We start from the raw sequence: 26,940 nt of genomic DNA, 5'->3' as shown, positions 1-26,940 counted from the left end.
TTTGTCTTGACTTGCAGGCTGGCCCCGCGTCACCTTCAGTTCCATCGATGGGAGCAATTCAGCGTCCATCCGGAGATGGTGATGCCGCTTCAGGCCAGTCTGACATGTCGGTCCATTCTCATGTTTGACCTTTCCTCTGTCGGGGCGGGCTTGACCCCGCAGCCTCCAGCCCTGATGTGTGTGCCTGATATTGCCAGCCCCGGATTGAAACCGTGACCACCGAGACTTCCGCTTCCGTGCCCGCCCCTGCTGAACGTGCCCGTCATGGCCTGCATGTTATTACGTGGGGCTGTCAGATGAATGTCTATGACAGCGCACGCATGGCGGATGTTCTTCGCCCGCTGGGATATGGCCCTGTCGACACGCCTGAGGCTGCTGACATGGTGATTCTCAACACCTGTCATATCCGTGAGCGCGCAACGGAGAAGGTTTTCTCCGAGCTTGGACGGCTGCGCAAAATTCGTGATGAACGAATTGAGAAGGGTCAGGATCGCAGCATCATTGCTGTCGCCGGATGCGTGGCGCAGGCCGAAGGAGAAGAAATCCTTCGCCGTGCGCCCTACGTCGATCTGGTGCTTGGGCCACAGACCTACCATCGCCTTCCGGAAATGGTCGCCCGTGCGGCACGCGCTGGTGGCGCTGTCATCGAAACAGACTTCCCGGCCGAACAGAAGTTTGACTTCCTGCCCGCCGAAGCTGCGCCGCAATCTTCAGGCAATCTCACTGCCTTTCTGACCATTCAGGAAGGCTGCGACAAATTTTGTTCCTTCTGCGTTGTTCCTTACACGCGAGGCGCGGAAACCAGCCGCCCCGTTTCATCGGTCATGGCAGAAGCCCGCCGGATGGTTGCTGCAGGCGTGCGGGAAATCACCCTGCTGGGGCAGAACGTCAACGCCTATCACGGTGACAATGGCCAGGGCGGAAGCGCAACACTGGCTGAGCTGGCTGCCGAGCTGGGCCAACTGGATGGACTGGACCGCATCCGGTACATGACCTCACACCCGCGCGATGTGGACCAGAGCCTCATTGACGCGCACCGTGATAACCGTGCCCTGATGCCTTTCCTCCATCTGCCGGTTCAAAGTGGTTCCGACCGCATCCTGAAAGCCATGAACCGTGGCCACACGGCGGATGAATATCGCGAGAGTGTCCGTCGGCTGAGGGAAGCTCGTCCAGACCTGGCACTGTCTTCTGATTTTATCGTGGGACATCCCGGTGAAACAGAAGAAGACTTTGAAGCCACGATGCAGCTTGTTCGCGATATCGGCTTCGCCATGGCATACAGCTTCACATATTCCCCCCGTCCTGGCACCCCAGCCGCGGGCCAGCCTTTTCAGGTGGCCGAAGACGTGAAGACCCGTCGCCTGGCAGAGCTTCAGGCCCTTCTGCGTGAACAGCAGGATGCGTTCAATGCAGACATGGTCGGCACGGTTCAGAATATTCTCATTACGGGGAAAGGCCGCAAGCCAGGACAGCTTTCCGGACGGTCTCCGTATCTCCAGCCCGTTCATTTCGAAGGGCCGGACCATCTGATTGGCACCATCGCCAAGGTCGCCATCACCACTCGCATGACCAACTCACTTGGTGGAACCCTCATCCGGGAGACAGCCTCCGCTTGCTGACAACGCCCCCGACGCGCTCCGTCGCCACCCCTGGTGGTACCGAAGGCAATCGCACCGTCGCATTGCGCTTCAATGACAATATTCTCCTTCAGAGACTTCTGGGAGATCATGACAGGCACCTCGTCCAGCTTGAGGAGGGGTTCAATGTCAGGCTTTCATGCCGCGGCAACAAAATCGCCATTTCAGGCGAAACCGATGCCGTAGGCCGCGCTCAGGCGGCTATCGTTGCGCTGTACAATCAGCTCGAACAGGGCGGCACTATCGACAGTTCTCAGGTTGATGGTGTGATCCGGATGACTGCGCTGCCTACACGGCATCACGAACGCCAACGCGCTGCTGTTCCCCCGGCCCCACCTTCCAGGCAGCAACAGCCTCGTCGCGAAGCAGGTCAGCACAAACCTGCCCCTCAAAATTCCCAGACCTCTCCTGCGTCTGCTCCTCTGACCGATCTTCCGGCCATTCGCACCAAGCGCGGTGTGATTGCTCCCCGCTCTCATGGGCAGGCCGCTTACATGGAAATGCTGGCCCGCACTGATCTGGTTTTTGGAATCGGCCCAGCTGGCACCGGCAAAACCTATCTGGCTGTTGCTCAGGGCGTTGCCATGCTTCTTGCCGGACAGGTGGACCGGATCATTCTTTCTCGCCCAGCTGTTGAGGCAGGCGAGCGTCTGGGCTTCCTGCCCGGCGACATGCGGGAAAAGATCGACCCCTATCTTCGCCCGCTTTACGATGCCCTGAATGACATGATGCCGGGTGACCAGGTCGTGCGACGGATGGGCACGGGCGAGATCGAAGTTGCCCCGCTGGCTTTCATGCGCGGCAGAACGCTCGCCCACTCTTTCGTCATTCTGGATGAAGCCCAGAACACGACCCCAGCCCAGATGAAGATGTTCCTGACCCGCATGGGTGAAGGCACACGCATGGCTGTTACAGGTGACCTCAGTCAGATTGATCTGCCCAACGGGGTATCATCTGGGCTAAGGGAAGCCGTCGAGACCTTGGAAGGCATCAAGGGAATCGGCATCACTCGCTTTACATCCGTTGATGTGGTGCGCCATCCGCTGGTCGCCCGTATCGTCGATGCCTATGAACAGAAAGCGCCTGCCCCCCTGGATAATTTCCGGGATCGGCCGCGCCGGGATAACAATGGAACCTCCAAGTCGTCACGCCGGTACTGACATCATCATCGAGGACGCCAGATGGCGCTCCTCGGTCTCTGATACCGAGCGCACAATCCGTCGTGCGCTCACCGCCGTCGCCCGCCAGGGCGGCCCGGATTTCAGCCGGTCTCCTGCTCCGTCGATTCTTCTCTCGACAGATCGGATCGTAAAGCGGCTCAATGCCCGCTTCCGTAACAAGAACAAACCCACGAACGTTCTGACGTTCGAGCCGGTCTCTCCCCTTCACGGCGGAGATATCATTCTGGGTTACGAGACAGTCCGGAAAGAAGCGGATGCTGCCCATCGCAGCATGCGCGCTCATCTGTCCCATCTCGTGGTTCATGGGGCCCTGCATCTTGCAGGATACGATCATTATCTTCCCGGCGAAGCCCGGGACATGGAAGGGGTTGAAACCCGCACGATGCGCCAGCTTGGTTTTGGCGATCCATGGCGACAGGCAGGAAGACGGGCATGAGCGAAGACACTACGGACCGTTCAGACGACGGTAAAAAGAACTCTCGCGGATTGTTCGGACTGTTCGGCCGACGCAACCGCGATCAGGGTCTGCGTGAGTCCATCGCGACACTCGTTCACGAAGCCGCCCAGCCTTTCGAGGAAACGGGAGACGAGCCGGAACTGGACAGACAGGAACGTGCCCTCATCATGAATGTCCTGCGCTTGCGGGACATCACGGCAGATGACGTGATGATCCCGCGCGCAGATATCATTGCCATGTCAGAGAGCATCTCTTTCAACGATGCCCTGGATCACATGCGTCGGGAAAACCATTCCCGCATGCCAGTCTATCGCGGCCAGCTCGACGATATCGCTGGCATGATCCATGTGAAGGATCTGGTGGCTTATGTTGATGAGCCTGAGGCGTTCGACATCCGCCCGCTTCTTCGTCAGCCTCTGATGATTGCTCCGACCATTCCGGTGCTTGACCTGCTGCTACAGATGCGTCAGCGCCGGATGCACATGGCCCTTGTCATTGATGAATACGGTAGCATCGACGGCCTCGTCACGATCGAAGATCTGATCGAGACGATTGTGGGTGATATCTCGGACGAACACGACGACCCTGTCACGACCCCGTGGGTAGAACGCGCGGATGGCTCTTTCGATATTGATGCCCGTCTGCCCGTCCGCCAGCTTGAGGAACGGCTAGGGGCTGTTCTCACGGATGCCGAGCGCGAAGCCGAGATCGAGACAGTTGGTGGACTTGTCTTCCGTCTGGCAGAGCATGTTCCGGCAAAAGACGAAGTTCTGACCCATGAGAGCGGGCTGGAATTCCGCGTTCTGGATGCCGATGCGCGCCATATTCGCGCCTTGCGGATGCGGGTACCGGAAGGCTGGGAAAAGAAGCCCCTGCCGGATACTGGACAGCAGGATGACGAACGCGGGTCTTGACGTCTGAACCAGATCAGCGTTGTGAGTAGGACATCTTGTCCGTAGTGGAGCCTTGTCCATGACCCTTGGCCGTCGTGCATTTCTTATTGCCGGGCCTGCCCTTGCGGCAGTGACATCATTTTCTTCCGCCCGCGCGGAAGAAAATGGACTTCCCCCAACTGATCCCCGTATGGGGCCGCGTGTTCTGGGTTCCCCGGAGGCCAAGGTCCAGGTCGATGAGTGGTTTTCGCTCACCTGCTCTCACTGCGCTCATTTCGCACAGACTATTTTTCCCCAAATCAAGGCCAACCTGATCGATACCGGGAAAATCCGTTATCGGTATCATGACTTCCCTTTGGATCAGGTTGCACTCCTCGCCTCCATGGTCGCACGCTCCCTTCCTGCAGACCGCTACGCGCCCTTCGTGGATGATCTGCTGCGCACGCAAGACCAGTGGGCTTTTGCGCAGAACATCGATCCGGTGCAGGAACTGAAAAAGCGCGCCGCCATGGCAGGCGTCTCATCGGCTGAGTTCGACAAGATCAATGCCGATAATGCCCTGCGCGAGGCTATCGTGAACCGGCAGGACCGCGATGGTGCTTTCCTTCAGATCCAGGGTACCCCTTATTTCCGCATCAATGACGCTCCGGCACCGGATGTCGTTTCCAGCTATGATGCGTTCGCCAAAGCAGTTGCAAAGGCTTCCTGAATGACCCGCCCCATGATTTCCCGCCGCTTCATTCTCTCCGCAGCCCCGGCTCTTGCCGTGGCTGGTACGGCAGCCCGTGCGGCAGATGCGCCGCCAGCCCTTCCCGCCAATGACCCGCGCATGGGACCGCGCATTATCGGCAATCCGAATGCCAAGGTGCTGGTGCAGGAATGGTTTTCCCTGACCTGCACGCATTGCGCCCATTTCGGAACAGAAGAGTTCCCGAAGATCAAGGAACAACTCATTGATACCGGCAAGATCCGCTATCAGTTCCATGATTTCTGTGGTGACCGCGTCGGCCTGACGGCGGCCATGGTGGCACGTTCCCTGCCGGAAGAGCGGTATGTCCCGTTCATTGAAGCGCTGCTCTCCAGCCAGATGCAGTGGGCCTTTGCTTCCGGTGGCGATCCGATGCAGCGTCTGCAGCAGATGTCCGCTCTAGCCGGCGTCTCTGCGGCCCAGTTCAAGAGCGTCAGCGAAGACACAGCATTCATGCAGGCCATGTACAATCAGGTACAGAAGGACGCAGATACCTACAGCATCCAGGGCACGCCGTATTTCCGCTTCAACAACACGCACTACGATCAGGACCCGGAAACCTACGAGAAGTTTGCCGATCTGGTCGCCAAGGCGTCCTGATCTCTTTCCGGACGTTTCACAAACACCGATGTCAACTCACACCACGACGATCAGCCGCCTGACGATCGGCGGCTTCAAAAGCTTCGCCGATGAGGTGCGCGTTGACATCCTTCCGGGCCTGACGGGCATTATCGGCCCAAACGGCTGCGGCAAATCCAATGTCGTCGAAGGCCTGCGCTGGGCCATGGGTGAGACCTCCGCCCGCGCCCTCCGGGGCGGCGAGCTGGACGATCTGATCTTTGCCGGAACAGGCACACGTTCCGCCCGGAACATTGCTCAGGTCACGCTTCATCTGACCGGCGCCAAGGGTCTTGCCCCTGCTCCGTTTCAGGATGCTGAAAACCTCGAAATCACGCGTCGTGCAGAGCGTGGCTCCGGCAGCGAATACCGCATCAACGGTCGCGTCATGCGTGCGCGTGACGTGCAGACGCTTTTTGCCGATTTGGCATCCGGTGCGCGCAGTTCCGCCATCGTCAGCCAGAACCGTGTCGGCCAGCTTATCGCGGCCAAGCCGGAAGAGCGTCGCCTTCTGCTGGAAGAGGCTGCTGGCATCACCGGCCTTCATGCCCGCCGTCATGATGCGGAACTGAAACTCCGCCAGACCGAGACCAACCTCTCCCGTGCGGAAGATCTGCGCCTTCAGATTGAAGAGCGGCTCGGCAGTCTCGAAGAGCAGACCGTTCAGGCCCGGAAATATCGTGAGCTCTCCGAGAAGTTGCGTGAAGCCGAGGTTCAGCTTCATGCGCTTCTCCATGCCCGCGCCAATCTTGCCGTACAGCGCAGCAAGGATGATCTGGCCAAGGCCCGTGAAGCTCTGCGCAAAGCTGAACAGGAAGCCGAGCACGCGACCATTGCGGAGTTCGAAGCTCGCAAAGCCACCCCACAGGCCAGAGAAGAAACAGACCGTCTTCGCAGCGCTCTTGAACGACTAAAAGTCCAGTCTGAAACGGCACGAGTGGACGTCACACGTGCGCGGGAAGCAGAGGCCGAAGCACTGGCACGCTTCCAGCAAGCGGAGGCAGATTTTGCCCGAAGCACGGAACGGCTCTCGCAGGATCGAGCCGCTCAGGTGGCCGCTCTTGCAGATCTGGAAGCGCAGGAAAAGGAACGCGCCCAACTTCCTGAACAGCGCGCTCAAGCCACCGAAGAGCAGAACCGGCTCGCAGCACTTGAGCGAACGCAGGCAGCGTCTCTGGAAGAAGCAGTCCGTCTGCGGGACGCAGAAGCGATCCGCCGCGATGGGCTGAAAAGCGCTCTGGATGCTCTGACAACGCGACTTGATGCCGAAACAGGCGCTCTTCAGGCGCTTGAAGCAGAACTGACTGCGCTGGAGAAAGATCGGCCGGACGATGATGCTCTGGAGAGCCTGCGCCAACAGGTTGACGTCGCCATCAGTGAATCTGAGGACGCCAGACAGATCGAAGCTGCGGCTCTTGCCACGCTTCAGGATGCGCGTCTGGCAATGGAATTGCAGAGCCGCACCCTCGAAGACGGACGGCAACGCCTGACTGTTTTGGAAAAGACCGAGGCGGATCTGAAGCGCCGGCTTCAGGCCGCGACAGACCGCCTGTCTCAGGACCGCACCGTTCATGCTCAGACGGCAGTCGCTCTACTGACGGATGCACAGCGCGGCGCGCTTCAGGCTCAGCGGGAAAAGACCCTGCAGGCATTTGAAGATATTTCTGCTCGGGAACGCGCGGCGCGTCAGGCTCTGGATGAGGCCAATGCGGCATGGCTTGAAGCCCGCGCGAAGGCCGAGGAAGGCGTTCAGCGCCATAAAGGCCTTCTCCGTGCGAAAGACAATGCCCAGCAGGTCGCCAGTCAGGCAGCCCAGCGTGCAGAAACGGCTCTTCGAGAGCGGGATACCGCCGCGAAAACTCTCGTACCGGACACTGACGTAGCCGTCCTTCGAGCAACCGTCACAGGTCTGGAAGAGAGACTGGATGCCCTTCAGCGCGCTCTTTCCGAAGCCGAAAAAGCTCTTTCTTCCGCGTCCGAAGCTGAGAGCTCTACCCGTGAGGCTCTGACCCGCACAGAAAGCACGATCCTGCGCCTTCGTTCGGAATGTGGAGGGCTGGAACAGACACTCGCCGCCGTCGCCGCGCAGCCAGACCCGTTAGAAGACAGGCTTGATATTCCTGCGGATCTGGCAAGGGCCGTCGCTGCGGCATTGGCGGATGGGCTCGATGCCTCGCTCGCGCCCACGACCGTCGCAGCCGACCGTCGGTGGCTTGCGCTCACGGCACTAGAGAACTCACAGATTGACTCCTGCCCGCCTCTCTCGTCTCTGGTTGCGGCGCCAGACGCTGTTAAACGCTGTCTGGACGCTGTTTTCCTGCTGGATGATCCCGGTAGAGGTGCCGCTCTTCAAACGCATCTCCAGCCCGGCCAGGCGCTTGTCTGCCGGAATGGCGCTCTGTGGAGATGGGACGGTTTCATTCGCTCGGGGGACGCGCCTGATGCCGGAGCCGCCCGTCTGGAGCAGAGACAACGTCTGACACAGGCCCGCGCCCTTCTCGCTGAGCAGGAAAAGGGGCTTCCGGCCGTACAGAGCGCTTTCCAAGAAGCCCAGCGCACTCGCGTCGAAACGGAACAGACCTTGCAAAGTCTTCGGTCGGAACGTTCGGGGCTGGAGCCTGAACTGAGCAAGGCCCGCACGCAGCTCTCGTCACGCGAACAGCAGGCTGCACTGGCAAAAGGTCGATGGGACGAAGCAGAACGTCGTTTGTCAGACGCCGAGGCCGCTGCGAAAAGCGCACGCTCGGACGCTGACAAAGCGGCGGCCGATTATGATGCTTATCCTTCCCCGGCAGCTCTGACGGACACGGCTGAACAGGCGGGTCAGGTCGTGGAGAGGACTCGAACGGCTCTCACAGTATTGACGCGGGATCTCCAGACGGCCCGGACAGAGGCTGAACAGGCTGATCGCACGTTGGATCAGGCCATTCTGCGTCATGAGACAGCACAGACACGCCTTCAGGAACTGGAAAACGCTCTGACGCGGCTGGAGCGGGACATTGACGCTCTTCAAGCTGAGCTTGAAGCCACAAAAATCGCCACAGATCGACCAGATCTTCCGGATCTGGAGCGCCGTGACGCGGTCGCCCGTCAGCAGCATCAGGACGCCCGGCAGAAGCTTGAAACCGCGAGCAAGACCACGGGCGACCTCCGCCAGAAGGCAGATCGCCTTTCGGCCGAACTGCAAACTTTGGACCAGTCCGCAACGGCAGCCCTCGCCCGGCGCACGGCACTTGCTCCACGTGCGGCGGAGCTCAAAGCGCTCGTCGAGAAGCTCACAAAGGACCATCAGGCGCAGGACGCTGCCATTGCAGAGCGTCCAGACCCGGCGCTTCTGGAACAAAACGTACTAGGTGGCACTGCGGAACTGCAAGAAACCCGGAAGGCGCTTCAGGCGGTTCAGGAGAGCCTGTCTCGTCTTGCGCTGGAAGATATGCGCCTGAACGGAAGCATCGCGGCGCTCAGAGGACGATTGTCCGACCTTGAGGGGCAGATTTCTCTGGCCGTTCAATCCCATGCGGAACTGAAAGAGCGCCGGAACACGCTGGAAAATGCGTGGAACAAAGCAGCCCATACTCCGGTTCGCCTCGAAGCCGCGCTGAAGCAACAGGATCTGGATCTTGAGAAGGCCCAGACAGCCTATGATGAGGCCCGCGCAAAGGACGAAGCCACCGATCAGGCTGGTCAGGCTGCGCAGGAACGTCGTCGGGATGCCGACCTAGCTCTGTCTTCGGCTCGTGAAGCCATTGCCCGGCTGACCGAACGCGCCGAACAGGCCGTGGCAGCACGTGAGCGTCTGTTGACAGAAAGCGACCCGCCAGAAGGGGGCATTTATCCGTCTGATCTGTCCGAACAGGCCGAAACGTCCACCCGCCGTAGGCTCTCCCGCCTCACCCGTGAGCGGGACGATCTGGGAGCCGTCAATCTACGGGCCGAGACAGAGTATCAGGACGCCAAGCAGACCGCCGAGACCATTGCCCGCGAGCATGAAGAACTGACGGCCGCCATCAACCGCCTGCGTGGCGGCATTGGGACCATCAATCGTGAAGGACGCGAAAGACTTCTGGCCGTATTCACGGAAGTGGACCGGCATTTCCAGTCATTGTTCTCACGGATGTTCGGAGGGGGTCGCGCGCATCTGGGTATGGTCGGCAGTGATGATCCGCTGGAAGCTGGTCTGGAAATCTTTGCTCAGCCGCCGGGGAAAAAGCTCTCCACCCTTTCCCTGCTCTCCGGCGGCGAGCAGGCCCTGACGGCACTTTCCCTCATTTTTGCGACGTTCCGCTGCAACCCTGCACCCATCTGCGTGCTGGATGAAGTCGATGCCCCCCTGGATGATGCCAATGTGGAACGCTTCTGTTCCCTTCTGGCAGATATGACCAAGGAAGCGGGCACGCGCTTCCTTGTCGTGACCCATCATCAGCTTACCATGGCCCACATGGACAGGCTTTATGGTGTTACGATGCAGGAACGTGGTGTAAGCCGGGTATTGTCGGTTGATCTGGGGCGCGCTGCTGCCCTTGTCGAAGGCTAACGTCTTTTTTCTTCAATCGAAAATTGACGTTAAGGCGTTGAAGCCTTTTGATAGACAAAACGCCTTGAAAGATCGCACCCATTTTCGTCGAACCACCTCTCCCCGCCCCGATCATGACGCGAATCCGTGAACACGGTATTCGTGTGGTGGGAGACGTGCATGGTGATCTGAACGCGTTCCGTCACGCGACTGCGACTGAGCGCTTCGTCATCCAGCTGGGAGATCTGGTCGATCACGGCCCAGACAGTGCCGGCGTGATGGAGCTGATGCTTGATCTGCTGGAAACAGATCGCGGGCTTTTTATTCTCGGCAATCATGACCGCAAGCTGGGGCGGGCGCTGGAAGGTCGTCGCCTCAGGCGTGATCCGCCACTTGAAGAAACACTTCGGCAGTTTTCCCTGCCGGAATATGAAGGGCTTCAGCAGCGCACCTATGAGGCGATTGCTGCAGCCCCGACATGGCTGCGGCTCGGGCGGGCATTATTCGTGCATGGCGGGTTCCATACCGCCATGTTGTCCGAAGCGCCTGTTCCGGGTCTGGGCGAAATGTCTGCCCCCCTCTCTCGCGCCCTTTTTGGTGAAACCACCGGCCGCATGCAGCCGGACGGATATCCCGAACGCCGCCTCACCTGGATCAACCGCATTCCGGACGGAATGACGGTCTATGTCGGCCATGACCGCCGCTCGACTGACGGACGCCCCTGGCGCCGGACGGGGCGTCTTGGCGGCACGGCTGTCTTCACGGATCTGGGCGCAGGAAAAGGTGGCCACCTTGCATGGATCGATATCAATGACTTCTGACAGCTCTTCCGCCCTCGCAGAACTTGAGCGCCTGCGTGCCAGCATCGACAATATCGACGCCGCCCTGATTCATATGCTGGCAGAGCGGTTCCGCTGCACCAAGGCTGTTGGCGAACTCAAGGCGCGTTCCAGCCTGCCCGCCGCGGACCCCAACCGTGAAGCCCGGCAGATCGAACGCCTGCGCCAGCTTGCGCGGGACGCACATCTGGACCCTGATTTTGCTGAAAAATTTCTGGCATTCGTTATCAGGGAGGTCATTAGACATCACGAAGCGATTGCCGCCCAAACCCACGGTACACGCTGAATGGCCGAACGCCTGCTCCTCGTCCTGCGGCACGCTGAAGCCGGCCCCCATCTTTATTCGGGAGCGGGTGATATCGAGCGGCCACTGACTGCGACGGGCCATCAACAGGCGGCAAGAATTGGTGCTCAGCTTGCAGGGCTGGAGCTACCTCATCCCTTTCAGGTGATTTGCAGTTCCGCCCGTCGAACACAGGAAACGGCAAAGGGCGTTCTTTCCGCTCTGCCTGATACGATTATTCCGCAGATTGAAGGCAACCTCTACGGAGCAGGTCTCGACACCCTTTACGGTTTCATTCACGCGACATCGGATGATATCCGGACGTTGCTCCTCATCGGGCACAATCCGGCCATAGGAACGTTGGCGCATGATCTTGCAGGAGCCGCTCTCAAGAATGACGCCTTTGCCGCACTGAGACACGGATATGCACCAGCAACCCTGACAGTCTTTCAGACAGCAGAAGACTGGGTCAATGTCCGACCTTCCACTGTTCAAGCCAGTCAGGTTCTTACGCCCTGACTGGCTTAATCAATTACATTCAGGCGCAGAGAAGAGTAAGGCGCCTTTCGGCAGGTTCAGGCTTTACATAAGGTCCAGCCTCAACCACCTCAATTTCGAGCACTCCGGCTTCCGTCGCTGAACGCAGCCCAAGTTCAAGGAGAGCACTGCCGTTCGTCCACCGCATGCCGGACGGATCTGCGGCATACCAACCGTCAGCTTGTTCAGGTTGCAGTAGCATAAGCTCGCGCATGCCCTGCCCATCCCAGAGACGGATTGCTCTCGTCAGAACACCAAGCACCCGCCTGTCATCCAGATAGGGGCCAACCGAATCACACAACCGAGATGCCTGTGACACCAGACGGACAGCACGCGCACCACTCGGTAGCGAAAACAGGAAGCGTCCTTCAATCTGCCGCATGGGAGCAATGCGCTGGCCTGCTTGCGTTTCAAGGTGCAAATCATGTGCACGCGTTGTTTGAACTGCGCACGCAACAGTGAGCCCAAGCTGTTCAGAGCGCTGAGCCAGACGGGCATGAACAGGCTCTACGACTGCCCGATCCGTCACCAGTGGCGCAGAAGCGTCATGCACCCAGCTTTTCGTAACAGTTGAGAAGTGAGTAATGCTCCCTGGCTGAGCAAAGCTGTTGCGATTTCCTGTGTCGAGATAGCTCTCTGTGTTCAGACCGTTTGCCACGATCACATCATGATGGGCTGTCTCAACATGGTAGTAGTCATAGGACGTAATGTCTGTTGCGTAAGCAATGCTGCCGCCATTTACGAGCATACGCACTGGAATGAACACGCCATCCAGATAGAGGCAATGCTCTGGCGTCAGAAGCAGATCCGTATGGGGGGTACCCTCGGCCACAGCACCTGCACAAATGCGGACGGGATATCCTGCCATATCAAGATGTGGCCCTTGGCGAACCTGCGCTTTCTTACTGCCAACCCAACTCAGACGCTCAACCTGCTCGGCACCATCCCGAATGACCACAACGTCATCTCCGGCACGCAGGTCTTCAACAGCGACCTCACCAGCCGGTGTCTGGATCAGGCTTCCTCCAAGAAAGCAGACCGGCCCAAGCGCAGCGATTGTTGAACCGTCATCATCTTTTGTCAGGGTTACACCATTGCTGCTGTAATCGCCCTGCATCCGTGTGGAATAAATGGTGTTTCCAGCAGATGTGACGTTCAGATAATAAGCGCCTCCACTGCTGACAAACGTCGCCGTCTCTCCGTCCGAATAGCTCAGTCCGTCCAGATCAATCCGTCCACCTGACAACAAAATCGTCTCACTCAGGGTGCCTCCGCTTTGCAGTGTCAGCACCGCACCTGAGGAAATGACTGTTGTATCGGCAATTGCTCCCGACGCGACATAGAACGAGGCTCCGCTGCGGACCTCAGCATGATCGACAATAGACCCTGGCAGAGCCGACAGAGTAGCGCCCGGGTTCAGCTGTGTATGGGTTAACTGGCCGCCTGAAGACGTAACCTGCATTCCGCCGCTGCTGACGGCTACATTATAGGCATGGCCGCCGTTCGTAATGGCCTGGAGCCCCCCGGACAGAACAGTCGTATTGTAGGATCTACCTGCGGAGCCGACTGTCAGGGTTCCACCATTACTGATGGTCAGAAAACGATCTTCTCCTTCGTCAGAAACAGCACCACCGCTCACAACGGTTACCCTTTGAATAGAGCCACCATTTTCAACGGTCAGAATGTTACCCTCTCCGCTGACGGTACCCCCGGAGATTGCCTGACCTGAAGAAACTATCTGAGACATGAAGATCCTGATTTTGACGGGAAAGGAAATCGCAGATTTTCTAAACCTGACGATGTGAAGAGCGCGGGTTGTAGCGGAAACGCATTCAAAAACACAATTTTATTAACAAAAACTTTAAGACGCGCGGTTTCACGCCAATTTTTAGGTTTCCCTGCTTTTTTTGAGGCCTTCGACGGCCCGACAGGTAGTGTCTCTGGACAGGGAAAACCCCTACACCCTAAACTTTGACTCTTCCCGTCACTCTGCCAGACAGGCGCTTGTTCCATGCACGATCCAAAGTCCGAAACTGCTACCCTTCATGCTGGCGGCGCTTCCATGCAAGCCCCTCTTCTGAAGGGCACCATGGGACCGGACGTCGCGGATCTGCGTGGAATCCAACAGCAGCTTGGTATATTTTCCTTTGATCCCGGCCTGACGGGAACGGCAACCTGCACCAGCAAGATCACATTCATTGACGGGGATGAGGGAACGCTTCTCCACCGTGGCTATCCCATTGAAGACCTGGCTCTCAATGCCAGCTTCACGGAAACTGCTTATCTGCTGCTTTACGGAGAGCTGCCGACAACGGCGCAATATCAGGCTTTTCAGGCTGATATGAACACCCACCGGCTGCTTAACGAGCAGATCCGGAATTTCTTCAACGGTTTCCGCCGCGACGCTCACCCGATGGCGATCCTGTGCGGCACCGTCGGCGCGCTATCAGCATTTTATCATGATGGTCTGGATATTTCACAGGCCGAAGACCGCGATCTCTCTGCCCGCCGCTTGATTGCCAAAGTGCCCACCATCGCCGCATGGGCTTATAAATACTCCATCGGAGAGCCCTTCATCTATCCGGATGAAGAGATGTCGTTCTCCGAGAATTTCCTGCACATGCTTTTCGCCAGACCAGGCAACCACTACCGGGTCAACCCGGTCCTGGCACGCGCCATGGATCGGATCCTGCTTCTACACGCCGATCATGAGCAGAACGCATCAACCACAACGGTTCGACTGGTTGGTTCTACCGGCGCCAATCCATACGCCTGCATCTCTGCCGGCATTGCTGCGCTCTGGGGGCCTGCCCATGGAGGGGCCAATGAAGCTGCCCTGAACATGCTTCAGTCCATCGGAACCCGTGAAGGCATCCCTGCCTTTCTGGAGCAGGTCAAAGACAAAAATTCCAGTGTTCGTCTGATGGGCTTTGGCCATCGCGTCTACAAGAGTTTCGATCCGCGCGCGAAAATCCTACAAGCGACGTGCCATGAAGTGATTTCCGAGCTTGGCCTGGAGCGCGATCCGCTGCTCGACCTTGCCAAGGAACTGGAAAGAGTGGCCACGGAAGACGATTATTTTGTCAGCCGTAAGCTCTACCCGAATGTGGATTTCTACTCAGGTCTGATCCTGAAAGCTCTCGGAATTCCGACAAGCATGTTCACTGTTCTATTCGCGGTTGCGCGGACAGTGGGGTGGGTCAGCCAATGGAAAGAAATGATTGAAGATCCGGCCGGGCGGATTACGCGCCCTCGCCAGCTTTATGTAGGGGAAACAAAGCGGGAGTTTGTTTCCATGAGTGACCGGGGCTGAAAGGCCCCTGTCACACAGGCTGGATTAGCAATCGCAGCCCGGAGTCTGGCCATCAGCCTTGCGGACAACGTGATGGTCGATCCATTCCGCAACAAGGCGGCGTGCTTCCGTGATGGAAGATTCAGGATGATGGATGCGGTAAAGCGTCGTGCATGCAGCAAAGGCCTGCATGTCCGGCTGACCGACCTCACGCAGTTCCTGATAGGCTGTGACAACAGCACGTTCGCATTTCCGGCCGATCCGGCTGGTTTCGATGCTCACTTTTGATCCTGCTTTAGAAGAGGAAAAACGGTCTTACTCCTTAGGGGGCAAGGCCTGACTGCGCAAGCATAGATTGGGTCTCCCTATAACAGCAACAAGTGCGTACGAATTTGGCACTACCCTTTGTGTCTTGTGGCCGGTAAACCACAGAAAACGACGTCAGTGGAGAGCAGCATGACACAACATGGAGAGAGCCCGATCGCGGGTCGCACCCAGTGGGACCGGGACGCAGCCCTGACCACCGCCCGCATCCTTCTGGAGATCAAGGCCGTCAACTTCCGTCCGGAAGAGCCTTACACCCTGACGTCAGGCTGGAAGTCCCCGGTCTATATCGACTGCCGCAAGATCATCTTCTTCCCACGCGCCCGGACCAAGATCATGGAACTGGCTGTCGAGAAGATCGGCCGCCACATCGGCTATGAAAGCATCGATGCTGTTGTCGGCGGCGAGACAGCAGGTATTCCGTTCGCTGCGTGGATCGCGGACCGCATGATGACGCCGATGGCGTATGTCCGCAAAAAGCCGAAGGGCTTTGGCCGTAATGCGCAGATCGAAGGTGATGTGCCCGATGGCATGCGCACCCTGCTGGTCGAAGACCTGACGACAGACGGCGCATCCAAGATCCGATTCGCCAATGCCCTGCGCGATGCAGGCGCCATCGTGAACCACACCTTCGTCGTATTCTTTTACGGTGTCTTCCCAGGCGCCCACAAAACGCTGGCAGACATGGACATCTCCCTGCACGCGCTGTGCACCTGGTGGGATGTTCTCGAAGCCTGTGCAGGCGGCGATTATTTCTCTGAAAAGGACAGTGCCGAGGTTCGTCGCTTCCTTGAAGATCCCTGTGGCTGGTCCCGCAAGCACGGCGGTGTTGGCAGCGCCGAAGAAGCGCTGGCGCTCAAGGCCAAAGCAGAAGGCTGACGTCCGTGGGCTCTCCTGCCCTTTTGTCCCGATGCCTTGTTTTTGACTCGGGCATCGGGGGGATGGGTGTCGTTCAGGCTCTGCGCGACATCCTCCCCTCCCTCACGATCGACTATCTGGCTGACACCGCGCTGTTTCCATATGGGGAACAACCTGATGATCGCCTGACCGGCCGCATCGTCAGCCTGCTCGAAGCAGCCTGCCGTGACGTCCAGCCAGATGTTCTGGTGATTGCCTGCAATACGGCGAGCACTATTGCACTGCCAGCACTCCGGGAACGTCTCTCCATCCCTGTTGTCGGATGCGTCCCCCCTATCCGCTGGGCTGGACGTGTTTCCACAACACGGACCGTTGGCCTGCTGTCTACGTCAGCAACAGCTCGGCGACCCTATGTACTGGAACTGCATCGAGAGTTTGCCTCGGATTGTCGTCTCATCACCCATGGTGCGCGTGGACTGGCTGATCTGGCCGAACGCGCCTTTCTGGGCGATGCCATTCCGGATGCAGACGTCGAACGCGAACTAACCTGCCTGTTCGAACAGCCTCATGGCAAGGACATCGATACCGTCGGGCTTGGCTGCACGCATTACACGTTCCTGATGCCAGCGTTTCAACGCCTTGCACGCCCCAATCTGAACTGGCTTGACCCGGCACCAGCCGTCGCCCGTCAGGTGCGGACTGTGCTTGAGACACTCGCCCCCATCGCAACAGACAAAGTCGCAGCACCGCCCCGGCTTTTTATGACAAGCGCACCATTCAATGCGCCGCGCCTGGAAGCCGCCGTAAGCCGTTTAGGTTTTTCGGAATGGTCTCTTTTCAGCCCGCTCGCACTGACGGCCTGAGAGCAAAGTCTACGCCAGCCCCAAAGGGGCCGACGCAGAACGGGGATTTTTAGCGCGCCCGGTTCACGGTGAACTGAACTGTCTCAATCAGAAGGCGACGCAGTTCGCTATCCGGGAAAATAGACAGGGCTTCAACAGCTGCATCTGCATAAACCTGCGCCCGGGCGATCGTCGTATTGATCGCACCTGTTTTCGCAATCAGGTTCAGCGCGTGAGGCAGATCTTCCTCAGTCTGCTCGCCTTCCCCGATAACGCGCTCCCAAAACACACGCTCTTCCGGTGAGCCGGCCTCATAGGCAGCCAGGACTGGCAGAGTGATCTTGCCTTCCCGCATGTCATCACCGACCGTCTTGCCCAGAACCTGCTGGTCCGCGGCATAATCGAGAGCATCATCAACAAGCTGGAACGCCATACCAAGATTGGTGCCAAACTGCTCCAGAGCATCCTCTTCGGCATCCGGACGCTCGGCCACAACAGCACCGACGCGGCAGGCCGCCGCAAACAGTGCGGCCGTCTTGCCGTGAATGACTTCGAGATACCGCTCAACAGGCGTCGTGAGATCGTTTTGCACAACCATCTGAAGGACTTCGCCCTCAGCAATCGTTGCAGACGCATCTGACAGGATCGCCATGACCTTCAGGGAGCCGTCTGCCGTCATAAGCTGGAACGAACGGGCGAACAGGAAGTCCCCCACCAGAACGGACGCCTTGTTGCCAAACACGGCATTGGCTGAAGCCAGACCGCGACGCAGCGTGCTCTCGTCCACCACATCATCATGCAGCAGAGTTGCGGTGTGAATGAACTCCACGCAGGCTGCGAGCCCGACATGACGCTGATGATCAGGGCCTGGCTGATAACCACACAGCCGTGCTGAAGCGAGCGTCAGAAGGGGACGAAGGCGCTTGCCGCCAGCAGCCACCAGGTGAGCGCCAAGCTGCGGGATCAGGGGGACAGGGCTCTCCATCCGCGCGATAATGGCGCGGTTGCAAGCCAGCATGTCCTCTTCGAGATAGGCTGACAGCGCTGACAGTGCGCTTTCGCCACCTGTACCCTGAACCACAGCTTTATCAACGGTCACGGCAGCATCCGGTGCGGCAGAATCCAAGGGTCTTTACTCCAGTTCCTGCACACTATCCCAGGACTGCCCAGGACCGTGCAGGCACGATATGATGTGGCGTATCCCTGCTCGTTCTTCCTGTCTGGAAAAGCGACCAGGCCATATTAACGCCGGACGACAGGTTGGAATGACCATATGAGCGGCAGCAGGAAGGTGGTCAACCCATTGCAGCCCCCTAAGGCCCATCTGAAGAGCACTTCCCCCCTTTCTGAAAACGAAAGGGACGGAACATTGCTCAACGGACGACTCCATTACCGACAATTTCGGAAGGGCTATCGCACGGGACTTGAGCCTGTCCTGATGGCGGCAGCGGTTCCTGCACGAGCCGGAGAGACTGTTCTGGAAGCAGGATGCGGTGCAGGCGCAGGCTTGCTATGCCTTGCAGCACGCGTTGCTGGCGCGAGCGGCATTGGGCTTGAAGCAGATGCGGACACAGTAAAACTGGCGGCTCACAATTTCCTGAACAACCCGTTTCCAGACTCGCGAACATCGCTTTCGGCTCTTCAGGCCGTGCTCCCGACGATCCCATCATCCTTGCGAGCTCTGGCTCCGACAGCCAATGGTCGCTTCCATCACGTGATGGCCAATCCTCCGTGGCACAGCGCGCATGGTACGCCCTCCCCTGACGAACGACGGCGGCTGGCCCTCAGCGCAGAAGACACCGACCCACAGGCGTGGATCCGCAGCCTTACCCGCTGGGTTCTGCCCGGTGGTACACTGACGTTTATCGTATCCGCAGCGATCACGGACAGAGCCTGCCAGACGCTTTTGGAAAACGGGGGCGGTTCACTCCAGCTCTACCCCTTCTGGCCCAAACAGGGGCGGGAAGCGAAGCTGGTGCTGATCCAGGCCATCCACGGCGGCAAAGGCATCTTTCGCCTGCGTCCGGGACTGGTTTTGCATAAAGAGGATGGCCGCTTTACCGATGCGGCCGAACGGGTTCTGCGACGGGGAGAGAGTCTGCCCGAAAGCTGACTCTTCTCTATCCCCAGATTATTCGAAGACGCTGCCTTCGAAGGCTTCTTCCCAGGTGCCGGACGTAGAGGCACGGGAGTATTCCGTAGAGCGGTTTTCGAAGAAGTTGGCGTGCTCAACAGCGTTCAGCATGTCATCAATCCACGGGAGCGGATTTTCTTCCTCACCATAAACCGGATCAAGACCAAGCTGCGTCAGACGACGATCCGCAATGAAGCGAATGTAACGCTTGACGTCTTCCGAGGACATTCCCTCAACCGGACCCATTTCAAAGGCCAGATCAATGAACGCGTCTTCATGCTCAACGGTCGTGCGGCAGATTTCCTTCAGTTCTTCACGGAAATCTTCCGTCCACAGCTCCGGATTTTCACGGATGAACGTGCGGAACAGACGGATCATGGACAGGCAGTGCAGCGTTTCATCACGCACCGACCAGGAGACGATCTGTCCCATGCCCTTGAGCTTGTTGAAGCGCGGGAAGTTCAGCAGGATCGCGAACGATGCGAAAAGCTGAAGCCCTTCCATGAAGGCGCCAAATGCCGCCATGGTCTTCGCAATTTCACGCTTATTGTCGATGTTAAACGACTGCATGAAATCGTATTTGTCCTTCATCTCCTTGTACTTCAGGAAGGCCGAATACTCCGTTTCTGGCATCCCGATGGTGTCGAGAAGATGGGAATAGGCCGCAATATGGATCGTCTCGATGTTCGAGAACGACGACAGCATCATCAGCACTTCGGTCGGCTTGAAGACCTGGCTGTAATATTTCATGTACGCGGAATTCACTTCCACGTCCGCCTGCGTGAAGAAGCGGAAAATCTGCGTCACGAGATGCTGCTCGGCTTCTGTCAACGTACGGTGCCAATCCTTCACGTCATCAGCCAGCGGCACTTCTTCCGGGAGCCAGTGAACGCGCTGCTGGGTTAGCCAAGCATCATAGGCCCACGGGTAGCGAAACGGTTTGTACACCGGGTTCGCAGTCATCAGGTCATAATGCTGCTCGGTCGCTGGCGTTTCGCCAGCATTCGGGGTCGTGTTGCTCATGACCTTACTTTCCTCAAAGACACGTTTTCAGTGCACCTTACCTCTCCTTACGGAAAAGCCACAGACGCACGAATAACGTGTTTTCTCAATACCTTAACCAGGACAAAGGCTTTCCATCAAAGGGCGCTAAGGTACGCAGCCTGTCTGGCCTTTGGGTTTCCTGCTGCTCCAAGCATAGCTTCGGATGCGATCATAGTCACGCGTCACAGCGCAATCTCTTGAAGGACCGGAAGGCTGTAGTTATGCAAAGAACACAATCCTCCCGGCGGAGCTTCCATGCCCCAGAAAACGCGTCGCTTCTGGCCGCGCTCTCACTTTCTCGCGCTGATCCTCCTGCCAATCTGCCTCTACCTGCCGGAGTGGCTCGGATTACGCTCCAGCGACCCAATGATGACGACGTCACTAATGGTGCAGAACTCTGCGAATGCCGCGAAGGGACTAATCCCGGGACATCCAGGCTGGATCGACGGTTGCGCAGGCGTTTTCGTAGAAGCCCTCGGCCGACTTGTGGCGCACGACTGGGTGCATGGTGTCATTCCCTGGTGGAATCCCTACAGCGGTGTCGGCATGCCTTTGGCGGGCGAATACCAGCCTGCCGCATTTTTTCTACCATTCGTGCTGTTTCTGGGGCTGCCGAATGGTCTCCTGATGATGAAGTGCACTCTGCAAATCATCGCGGGCCTGTCCACATATGCATTTTTGAAACAGCTGCGCCTCGATCCGCGCGCCGCGCTGATCGGTGGCCTGCTCTATGCTTTCAACGGCACCTATGCATGGGCTTCGGACGGCCCGTCTGAACCCCTCGCCTTTCTGCCTCTCGCTCTCTATGGCGTGGAACGTGCCCGAACCGGGAATTGGGGCTGGCTTGCTCTAAGCCTGACCTATCTCCTGTTGGCAGGCTTTCCCGAAACTGCCTTTCTTTTAGGACTGATCGCGCTCGGGCTTGCAGTTCTACGCTTTTTCCAGACTGCTCCTGGCAGCAGATCCCGCTTTGCCCTTCACATCTGCCTTGGGGGCCTCACGGCTGGTTTGATTGCCGCCCCGCAACTCCTCGCTTTTCTGACATTCCTACCCCATGCTGACATCGGTGTTCACGGCGGCATCAATGATGAGACCCTGCCGCATCAGGCATGGTCGATGCTGCTATTCCCCTACATCAACGGTCCCATATTCTACGGCTCCGAATTGGATGCATGGTATGCCCTAGGAGGCTATTGCGGGCTTACTCTTCCGTTTCTGGCTTTATGCGCCATTGGGGGCAACAACGAGCGAGGGCTGCGCTTCCTGCTGCTCGGCATTTTCCTTGCTGTCGTGGGAAAACAGGCCGGTGTTCCGGGGCTCACTCAACTCGTCGATCTGGTGCCAGGACTTGGGCACACCGTATTTTTTCGCCTTTGCGAACCCATGGTGGAAAGCTGCCTGATCCTTCTCGCAGTCTTCGCCCTGGATGACATGTTCCGTGGTGTGTGGCGCCGCAGAGCAATCATCCTGTCTGCTTGTGTGATGGGCGCCCTGATTGTCACGACCTATGCTCTGGATCATCAGTTCCTGACGAAACTTCGTTCCGTTTCTGAGGGACCAGTTTCTTCCCATATTTATGCGGTGGGATCGCTAGCTTTCGGCACCCTCTGCTTGGCTACTGTGGTTTTTCTTGCATGGAGCAAGAAACATCCGAAAATTATTGGAACGGTTCTCTGTTTTGAGACCCTTCTTTTGTTCGGATTTCCTCTTCTAAGCGCCTATCCGGAACAACCCCGCCCAGACCAACGCCTTATTACGGCACTACAGGGAGAAACCGGCCTACAGCGCTTCGTGACCATTGGACCGATTGAGCCAAATTATGGCGCTTATCTGCGGATCGCCTCTATCAATCACAATGCCATTCCCACGCCGAAAGCATGGATCGAGCGCCTGAAACAGGACTTCGGCTCAAAAGTCGACGCCGTAACCTTTAATGGCTCCTATCCTTTTGCTGAAAATGGGGATGCCTTTCTGGAAGCCTCTTTAGCCCGGCATCCTGATCTGTTCGCCAAACTCGGCGTATCAGCCCTGCTGGTTCCTCCAGGTCATGGCATGCCAAGCATCGCGCCCTACCCCCTAGAAAACCGCCAGCCAAACGGCTTTCCTCTGACGCCGAACTCGCCAGAGGTCACAATCAATATTTCATCATGGGAAAAGCCGGTTAGCCGCCTGGCAACGCTGCAATTGGGCACTTACGCCGGAAACTCGAACGGAATTCTGATTCTGTCCATTTGTTCCGACACGCAATGCGCAACGGGTCAGACACGGTTGAAAGAGGCAACAGACAACGGTCTGACGTCGATCGAACTGGATAGAATCATTCCAGCCGATGCCCACACCCTGACATTAAGCCTCAAAGAGGCCACCACAGACGTTATGATCTGGTCCACCGTGAAAGAGCGTGTGGGTTGGCCGCGCATCCGCTTTGAGACAGAGGCTGTGCGCGAAGCCATGATGCCCGTTCTGCATACGGGAACCGGAGACCTCATCCGACTGAAGAACGCTGCCCCCTATTTTGAGACTGAAGCAGCCTGCACCCTTACTCTGAAAGACCGGGAGACGCTTGCCGCAAACTGCCCGGCGCCGACTTATCTTATCCGTCGCGAAGTGATACTGCCGGGATGGACGGCCGAGGTAAATGGCACTTTCATCGTCCCGGAAGTGTGGGACGGGTTATTTGAACGTATCCCGCTTCCTGCAGGACCAACCCGGATCCACTTTCATTTTGCACCTCCCGGCGCAATATTCGGATGGATCGCTACAGCACTGGGCCTCATCCTGCTCTGGTTGGGTTTCCGTCGCGTTAGAGCGCCTGACACGCCGTGAGAACATAAAAAAAACCCGGTTCCCCAAACGAGGAGCCGGGCTTTTCAAACCGATACTACCAACCCGCCTTACTGACAGGCGAGGCACTCGTCGTAATCGCCACTGCTCATTTTGCCACGCGGGGCAGCCTGCACGGTAGCTTCGTACTTCTCATCGTCCAGAATGTCGCTCTTCACGGCCAGCGTGGAGACTGCATCGGCACGCTGTACCGACAGGGAACGACAGTAATACAGAGACTTCAGGCCTTTCTTCCAGGCCTGGAAGTGGATCTGATGCAGGTCGCGCTTATGCACATCCGCCGGCAGGAAAAGGTTGACCGACTGTGCCTGACAGATGAACGGCGCACGGTCGGCAGCATGTTCAACAACCCAGCGCTGATCCAGTTCGAAGGCCGTCTTAAAGACGTCTTTCTCATCCTGCGTCAGGAAGTCCAGATGCTGAACGGAGCCTTTGCTCAGGGTAATGTCAGACCACACCTTATCCGTATTCTGACCGCGCTCTTCGAGGATCGTGGTCAGATGGCGGTTACGGACCGAGAACGAGCCGGACAGGGTCTTCTGAAGGAAGACGTTGGCACTGATTGGCTCAATGCCTGGGCTGGCATTGCCCGTAATGATGGAAATGGACGCCGTCGGAGCAATTGCCAGCTTGTGCGAGAAACGCTCCATGAAGCCGTACTCTTCGGCATCCGGGCACGGACCACGTAGTTCCGCCAGCTTCTTTGAAGCCGCATCGGCCTGAGCGCGGATGTGCTGGAAGATCTTTTTGTTCCAGACCTTCGCCATCACGCTCTCGAACGGGATCATCCGGGCCTGAAGGAAGGAATGGTATCCCATCACGCCAAGACCGACAGAGCGCTCCCGGGCAGCGGCATACTTGGCACGCGCCATGTCGTCCGGGGCACGGTCAATGAAGTCCTGCAGAACGTTGTCGAGGAACAGCATGACGTCCTCAATGAACTGCGGATCATCCTTCCACTCGTCCCAGGTTTCCAGGTTCAGGGAAGACAGGCAGCAGACAGCCGTCCGGTTCTTGCCATGATGATCGATACCGGTCGGCAGCGTGATCTCGGCGCAGAGATTGGAGGTCTTGACCTCAAGACCGGCGAGTTTGTGATGTTCGGGGCGAGCGCGGTTCACATGATCCGAATAGATGACGTACGGCTCACCCTGCTCCATACGGGCCGTCAGGATGCGGATCCAAAGCCCACGAGCAGACACCTTGCGGATGATGCTGTGATCCTTCGGGGACAGCAGCGGCCATTCCTCGTCCGCCTCAACAGCGCGCATGAAGGCGTCTGTGATCAGAACGCCATGATGCAGGTTCAGGGCCTTACGGTTTGGGTCACCACCCGTTGGGCGGCGCATTTCCGTAAATTCTTCGATTTCAGGATGCCAGACCGGCAGATACACAGCCGCAGACCCACGACGCAGGGACCCCTGCGAGATAGCCAGTGTCAGGCTGTCCATCACGCGGATGAACGGAATGACGCCGGACGTCTTGCCGTTACGACCGATGTTCTCGCCAATCGAGCGCAGATTGCCCCAATAAGACCCGATGCCGCCGCCCTTGGATGCCAGCCAGACGTTTTCGTTCCAGAGGCCGACGATACCTTCCAGGCTATCTTCGGCTTCGTTCAGGAAGCAGGAAATCGGCAGGCCGCGGGACGTTCCACCGTTAGACAGAATCGGTGTAGCTGGCATGAACCAGTGGCGCGAAATGTAATCATAAATACGCTGGGCATGGCCCTGATCCGCCCCGTAATAGGACGCAACACGCGCAAACAGATCCTGATAATGCTCGCCTGGCAGAAGGTAGCGATTGTTCAGAGTCGCCTTGCCAAAATCCGTCAGAAGCGAATCACGCGAACGATCCACACGGACGGCATGATGACCCGGAAGCTGCACGACATCATCGAACATGTCTGGCGTTTCTTCCCCCTCCCCGACAGCACGCTCGCCAACAGGGTGGTCAACAGGCGGAAGCACGTCATGCGGGCGGTCGGCCGTATGTGGCGTGTCCATCGTCACGTCATGAAGTGTCATTGCGCTCTCCAAAATACTTCTATCGGCTGTCGGTGATTAGGCGCTTTCCTGCCCTCGAGGAGGGCAGGGTTGCAAGCAATCTCTTTGCATTTCAACCAAAGAGATTGCTTGCAAATTCAAATTACCTGTGAACCTCACGGACACTATATCTGGGGGAAATCTTCTTTTCGGGCCCCAGATATAGGGCCAATCGCAGAAAACCGCCATAGGTTCCCATTCATCCCCAAGGGCTTTTCCTGAGTGGCATCACAACCACACCACACGGTTTTTTCACGGCAACGTTTCCTGTCTGGTCACGTTGGAGACAGCATCCCCTCAACACGCGGAGAGCGTCTCATGACCATCAACAAGAAAGCTTCGGCCCACTGGAGCGGCACCATCAAGGAAGGCAAGGGCACCATCTCGACGCAGAGCGGCGCCCTTCAGGACCAGCCTTATGGTTTCAACACGCGATTCGAAGACAAGCCCGGCACCAACCCGGAAGAACTGCTCGGCGCGGCGCACGCAAGCTGCTTCACAATGGCGCTCTCTCTGATCCTTGGTGATGCTGGCTTTACGGCCGACTCCCTCGATACGGAGTCGACAATTTCCCTCGATAAGGTTGGCGATGGCTTTGCCGTCACGAAGGCCCATCTAACGCTTCGTGGCGTGGTGCCGAACGCGACTGAGGCCGACTTTCTCGATGCCGCCAACAAGGCGAAGATCGGCTGTCCGATGTCCAAGGTTCTCAACACGGAGATCACCCTGGACGCCAAGCTCGCCAGCTAAACCCGAAGGCTGGGATCAGTTGTCCCAACCGCACTGCGCGTGATTGCGCAGCAGATGGTCTGCCAGAACGCAGGCCATCATAGCTTCCGCCACGGGCACGGCACGGATACCGATACACGGATCGTGTCGTCCCTTGGTGCGAACCTCTACCGAATCCCCTGCACTGTTGATGCTGGGCACGGGTGTCAGGATCGAACTGGTTGGCTTGATGGCAAAGCGAGCCACGATCGGTTGCCCCGTGGAGATGCCTCCCAGGATGCCACCCGCATGGTTCGACGCGAACTGTGGCCCCGGTGCGATCGGATCAGCGTTCTGCTCACCACGAAGAGCCGCTACAGCGAAACCGTCGCCGATCTCAACGCCCTTCACACCATTGATGCCCATTAGAGCGCCAGCAAGGTCTGCGTCCAGCTTGCCATAGACTGGCGCACCGAGGCCCGGCGGCAAGCCTTCCGCGACAACTTCAACAGTGGCCCCGATGGACGATCCATTTTTACGGACAGAGTCGAGTAGCTCTTCCCAAGGACCAACGCTCGCAGCATCCGGGCACCAGAGCGGGTTGCGCTCCACTTCGTCCCAGTCCCAGCGGGAGGGATCAATAGTCTGACCGCCGATCCCTGTCAGAGCTGCGCGAATCTTCAAGCCTTCCCCAACCAACGTTTTCAGCAGCACACGAGCGACAGCACCCGCTGCGACACGCATGGCCGTTTCACGAGCGGACGAGCGACCACCACCCCGATAATCACGGATGCCATATTTCAAATCATAAGCAATGTCCGCATGACCCGGACGATAGCTCTGGGCAATCTCACCATAATCTTTCGACCGCTGATCGGTGTTTTCGATCATCAGCGAAATAGGCGTGCCGGTCGTCTGGCCTTCAAACACCCCCGACAGGATCCGGACCTGATCCGGTTCCCGACGCTGGGTAGTGAAGCGGGACTGCCCCGGCCGACGGCGATCAAGCCAAGGCTGGATGTCCGCTTCGGACAGCTTCAGGCGGGGTGGGCAGCCGTCTACGACACAGCCAATGGCCGGCCCGTGACTTTCACCCCAGGTGGTGACGCGAAAGAGTTGCCCGAAGCTATTGTCTGACAT

Annotated in this window: 23 protein-coding genes; 17 read left to right on the top strand and 6 right to left on the bottom strand. The window is 58.1% G+C overall.

Annotation, left to right across the window (positions count from 1 at the left end; genetic code table 11):
* Positions 1 to 81: 81 nt before the first annotated feature.
* From JN414_RS17125 to JN414_RS03255, 11 genes are all read left to right on the top strand, one after another.
* Positions 82 to 216 (top strand): hypothetical protein, encoded by a 135-nt coding sequence (locus tag JN414_RS17125; RefSeq protein WP_255494175.1) that lies wholly within the window; start codon positions 82 to 84, stop codon positions 214 to 216.
* On the top strand, positions 213 to 1,622 hold the full coding sequence (gene miaB, locus JN414_RS03300) for a tRNA (N6-isopentenyl adenosine(37)-C2)-methylthiotransferase MiaB (RefSeq protein ID WP_202206659.1): 1,410 nt from the start codon (positions 213 to 215) through the stop codon (positions 1,620 to 1,622). Before JN414_RS17125 ends, miaB begins: the two co-directional genes overlap by 4 nt.
* Positions 1,616 to 2,800 (top strand): PhoH family protein, encoded by a 1,185-nt coding sequence (locus JN414_RS03295; protein ID WP_202206658.1) that lies wholly within the window; start codon positions 1,616 to 1,618, stop codon positions 2,798 to 2,800. Before miaB ends, JN414_RS03295 begins: the two co-directional genes overlap by 7 nt.
* Positions 2,769 to 3,257: an rRNA maturation RNase YbeY gene (ybeY, locus tag JN414_RS03290; RefSeq protein WP_202206657.1), complete on the top strand. Its 489-nt coding sequence runs from the start codon at positions 2,769 to 2,771 to the stop codon at positions 3,255 to 3,257. Before JN414_RS03295 ends, ybeY begins: the two co-directional genes overlap by 32 nt.
* Positions 3,254 to 4,192: a hemolysin family protein gene (locus JN414_RS03285; protein WP_202206656.1), complete on the top strand. Its 939-nt coding sequence runs from the start codon at positions 3,254 to 3,256 to the stop codon at positions 4,190 to 4,192. Before ybeY ends, JN414_RS03285 begins: the two co-directional genes overlap by 4 nt.
* Positions 4,193 to 4,250: 58 nt before the next feature.
* Entirely contained in the window at positions 4,251 to 4,880 is a 630-nt protein-coding gene (locus tag JN414_RS03280) for a thioredoxin domain-containing protein (protein WP_202206655.1), read from the top strand.
* Positions 4,881 to 5,519 carry a thioredoxin domain-containing protein gene (locus tag JN414_RS03275; RefSeq protein WP_202206654.1) on the top strand — a complete coding sequence of 213 codons (639 nt, stop codon included), beginning with the start codon at positions 4,881 to 4,883 and terminating at the stop codon, positions 5,517 to 5,519.
* 28 nt (positions 5,520 to 5,547) lie between these two features.
* Positions 5,548 to 10,071 carry an AAA family ATPase gene (locus JN414_RS03270; RefSeq protein ID WP_202206653.1) on the top strand — a complete coding sequence of 1,508 codons (4,524 nt, stop codon included), beginning with the start codon at positions 5,548 to 5,550 and terminating at the stop codon, positions 10,069 to 10,071.
* A gap of 113 nt (positions 10,072 to 10,184) precedes the next feature.
* On the top strand, positions 10,185 to 10,871 hold the full coding sequence (locus tag JN414_RS03265; RefSeq protein WP_202206652.1) for a metallophosphoesterase: 687 nt from the start codon (positions 10,185 to 10,187) through the stop codon (positions 10,869 to 10,871).
* Positions 10,861 to 11,175 (top strand): chorismate mutase, encoded by a 315-nt coding sequence (locus JN414_RS03260; protein WP_202206651.1) that lies wholly within the window; start codon positions 10,861 to 10,863, stop codon positions 11,173 to 11,175. Before JN414_RS03265 ends, JN414_RS03260 begins: the two co-directional genes overlap by 11 nt.
* The gene (locus tag JN414_RS03255) at positions 11,176 to 11,691 is read left to right on the top strand and encodes a histidine phosphatase family protein (RefSeq protein ID WP_202206650.1); all 516 of its coding nucleotides are present in this window, start codon (positions 11,176 to 11,178) and stop codon (positions 11,689 to 11,691) included.
* Positions 11,692 to 11,710: 19 nt separating this feature from the next.
* Here the strand turns inward: JN414_RS03255 and JN414_RS03250 are convergent, their stop codons facing one another.
* Positions 11,711 to 13,456 (bottom strand): Hint domain-containing protein, encoded by a 1,746-nt coding sequence (locus JN414_RS03250; protein WP_237389848.1) that lies wholly within the window; start codon positions 13,454 to 13,456, stop codon positions 11,711 to 11,713.
* Positions 13,457 to 13,720: 264 nt separating this feature from the next.
* On the opposite strand from JN414_RS03250, the gene JN414_RS03245 reads away from it, so the two are divergent.
* The gene (locus JN414_RS03245; protein WP_202206649.1) at positions 13,721 to 15,022 is read left to right on the top strand and encodes a citrate synthase; all 1,302 of its coding nucleotides are present in this window, start codon (positions 13,721 to 13,723) and stop codon (positions 15,020 to 15,022) included.
* Between the two features lie 24 nt (positions 15,023 to 15,046).
* On the opposite strand, the gene JN414_RS03240 is transcribed toward JN414_RS03245, so the two are convergent.
* Positions 15,047 to 15,283: a hypothetical protein gene (locus JN414_RS03240; protein WP_046899580.1), complete on the bottom strand. Its 237-nt coding sequence runs from the start codon at positions 15,281 to 15,283 to the stop codon at positions 15,047 to 15,049.
* Between the two features lie 174 nt (positions 15,284 to 15,457).
* On the opposite strand from JN414_RS03240, the gene JN414_RS03235 reads away from it, so the two are divergent.
* On the top strand, positions 15,458 to 16,204 hold the full coding sequence (locus JN414_RS03235) for an orotate phosphoribosyltransferase (RefSeq protein ID WP_016737749.1): 747 nt from the start codon (positions 15,458 to 15,460) through the stop codon (positions 16,202 to 16,204).
* Between the two features lie 5 nt (positions 16,205 to 16,209).
* On the top strand, positions 16,210 to 17,046 hold the full coding sequence (gene murI / locus JN414_RS03230; protein WP_202206648.1) for a glutamate racemase: 837 nt from the start codon (positions 16,210 to 16,212) through the stop codon (positions 17,044 to 17,046).
* A gap of 49 nt (positions 17,047 to 17,095) precedes the next feature.
* Here murI and JN414_RS03225 read toward each other — a convergent pair whose 3' ends face one another.
* A complete protein-coding gene (locus tag JN414_RS03225) occupies positions 17,096 to 18,151 on the bottom strand; it encodes a polyprenyl synthetase family protein (protein WP_086634068.1) in 1,056 nt (351 codons plus the stop codon).
* Between the two features lie 147 nt (positions 18,152 to 18,298).
* Here JN414_RS03225 and JN414_RS03220 point away from each other — a divergent pair, with 147 nt between their 5' ends.
* Positions 18,299 to 19,138 (top strand): tRNA1(Val) (adenine(37)-N6)-methyltransferase, encoded by an 840-nt coding sequence (locus JN414_RS03220; RefSeq protein ID WP_237389847.1) that lies wholly within the window; start codon positions 18,299 to 18,301, stop codon positions 19,136 to 19,138.
* An 18-nt stretch (positions 19,139 to 19,156) separates the two neighbouring features.
* Here the strand turns inward: JN414_RS03220 and JN414_RS03215 are convergent, their stop codons facing one another.
* Positions 19,157 to 20,182, bottom strand: a complete 1,026-nt coding sequence (locus JN414_RS03215) for a ribonucleotide-diphosphate reductase subunit beta (RefSeq protein WP_046899852.1) — start codon at positions 20,180 to 20,182, stop codon at positions 19,157 to 19,159.
* A 276-nt stretch (positions 20,183 to 20,458) separates the two neighbouring features.
* On the opposite strand from JN414_RS03215, the gene JN414_RS16765 reads away from it, so the two are divergent.
* Positions 20,459 to 23,029: a YfhO family protein gene (locus JN414_RS16765; protein ID WP_237389846.1), complete on the top strand. Its 2,571-nt coding sequence runs from the start codon at positions 20,459 to 20,461 to the stop codon at positions 23,027 to 23,029.
* Positions 23,030 to 23,097: 68 nt separating this feature from the next.
* On the opposite strand, the gene JN414_RS03205 is transcribed toward JN414_RS16765, so the two are convergent.
* Positions 23,098 to 24,951, bottom strand: a complete 1,854-nt coding sequence (locus JN414_RS03205) for a ribonucleoside-diphosphate reductase subunit alpha (protein ID WP_232309134.1) — start codon at positions 24,949 to 24,951, stop codon at positions 23,098 to 23,100.
* Positions 24,952 to 25,410: 459 nt separating this feature from the next.
* On the opposite strand from JN414_RS03205, the gene JN414_RS03200 reads away from it, so the two are divergent.
* Entirely contained in the window at positions 25,411 to 25,842 is a 432-nt protein-coding gene (locus JN414_RS03200) for an OsmC family protein (RefSeq protein ID WP_086634066.1), read from the top strand.
* A 15-nt stretch (positions 25,843 to 25,857) separates the two neighbouring features.
* Here the strand turns inward: JN414_RS03200 and aroC are convergent, their stop codons facing one another.
* A complete protein-coding gene (gene aroC, locus JN414_RS03195) occupies positions 25,858 to 26,940 on the bottom strand; it encodes a chorismate synthase (protein WP_202206647.1) in 1,083 nt (360 codons plus the stop codon).

This window comes from Gluconobacter sp. Gdi, assembly GCF_014132155.1.
Classification (GTDB): Bacteria; Pseudomonadota; Alphaproteobacteria; order Acetobacterales; family Acetobacteraceae; genus Gluconobacter.
The sequence above is the reverse complement of the archived record's forward strand: the minus strand, read 5'-3'. Positions and strand labels throughout refer to the sequence as shown.

What these genes read in the sequence shown, in the direction of transcription:
- JN414_RS03280 (WP_202206655.1), top strand. Translation starts at nt 4,251, where the DNA reads ATGACCCTTGGCCGTCGTGCATTTCTTATTGCCGGGCCTGCCCTTGCG.
- JN414_RS03255 (WP_202206650.1), top strand. Translation starts at nt 11,176, where the DNA reads ATGGCCGAACGCCTGCTCCTCGTCCTGCGGCACGCTGAAGCCGGCCCC.
- JN414_RS03275 (WP_202206654.1), top strand. Translation starts at nt 4,881, where the DNA reads ATGACCCGCCCCATGATTTCCCGCCGCTTCATTCTCTCCGCAGCCCCG.
- JN414_RS03200 (WP_086634066.1), top strand. Translation starts at nt 25,411, where the DNA reads ATGACCATCAACAAGAAAGCTTCGGCCCACTGGAGCGGCACCATCAAG.
- ybeY (WP_202206657.1), top strand. Translation starts at nt 2,769, where the DNA reads ATGGAACCTCCAAGTCGTCACGCCGGTACTGACATCATCATCGAGGAC.
- JN414_RS17125 (WP_255494175.1), top strand. Translation starts at nt 82, where the DNA reads ATGCCGCTTCAGGCCAGTCTGACATGTCGGTCCATTCTCATGTTTGAC.
- JN414_RS03245 (WP_202206649.1), top strand. Translation starts at nt 13,721, where the DNA reads ATGCACGATCCAAAGTCCGAAACTGCTACCCTTCATGCTGGCGGCGCT.
- JN414_RS03235 (WP_016737749.1), top strand. Translation starts at nt 15,458, where the DNA reads ATGACACAACATGGAGAGAGCCCGATCGCGGGTCGCACCCAGTGGGAC.
- JN414_RS16765 (WP_237389846.1), top strand. Translation starts at nt 20,459, where the DNA reads ATGCCCCAGAAAACGCGTCGCTTCTGGCCGCGCTCTCACTTTCTCGCG.
- JN414_RS03215 (WP_046899852.1), bottom strand. Translation starts at nt 20,182, where the DNA reads ATGAGCAACACGACCCCGAATGCTGGCGAAACGCCAGCGACCGAGCAG.
- JN414_RS03265 (WP_202206652.1), top strand. Translation starts at nt 10,185, where the DNA reads ATGACGCGAATCCGTGAACACGGTATTCGTGTGGTGGGAGACGTGCAT.
- JN414_RS03205 (WP_232309134.1), bottom strand. Translation starts at nt 24,951, where the DNA reads ATGTTCGATGATGTCGTGCAGCTTCCGGGTCATCATGCCGTCCGTGTG.
- JN414_RS03285 (WP_202206656.1), top strand. Translation starts at nt 3,254, where the DNA reads ATGAGCGAAGACACTACGGACCGTTCAGACGACGGTAAAAAGAACTCT.
- JN414_RS03220 (WP_237389847.1), top strand. Translation starts at nt 18,299, where the DNA reads ATGAGCGGCAGCAGGAAGGTGGTCAACCCATTGCAGCCCCCTAAGGCC.
- JN414_RS03250 (WP_237389848.1), bottom strand. Translation starts at nt 13,456, where the DNA reads ATGTCTCAGATAGTTTCTTCAGGTCAGGCAATCTCCGGGGGTACCGTC.
- JN414_RS03270 (WP_202206653.1), top strand. Translation starts at nt 5,548, where the DNA reads ATGTCAACTCACACCACGACGATCAGCCGCCTGACGATCGGCGGCTTC.
- JN414_RS03260 (WP_202206651.1), top strand. Translation starts at nt 10,861, where the DNA reads ATGACTTCTGACAGCTCTTCCGCCCTCGCAGAACTTGAGCGCCTGCGT.
- aroC (WP_202206647.1), bottom strand. Translation starts at nt 26,940, where the DNA reads ATGTCAGACAATAGCTTCGGGCAACTCTTTCGCGTCACCACCTGGGGT.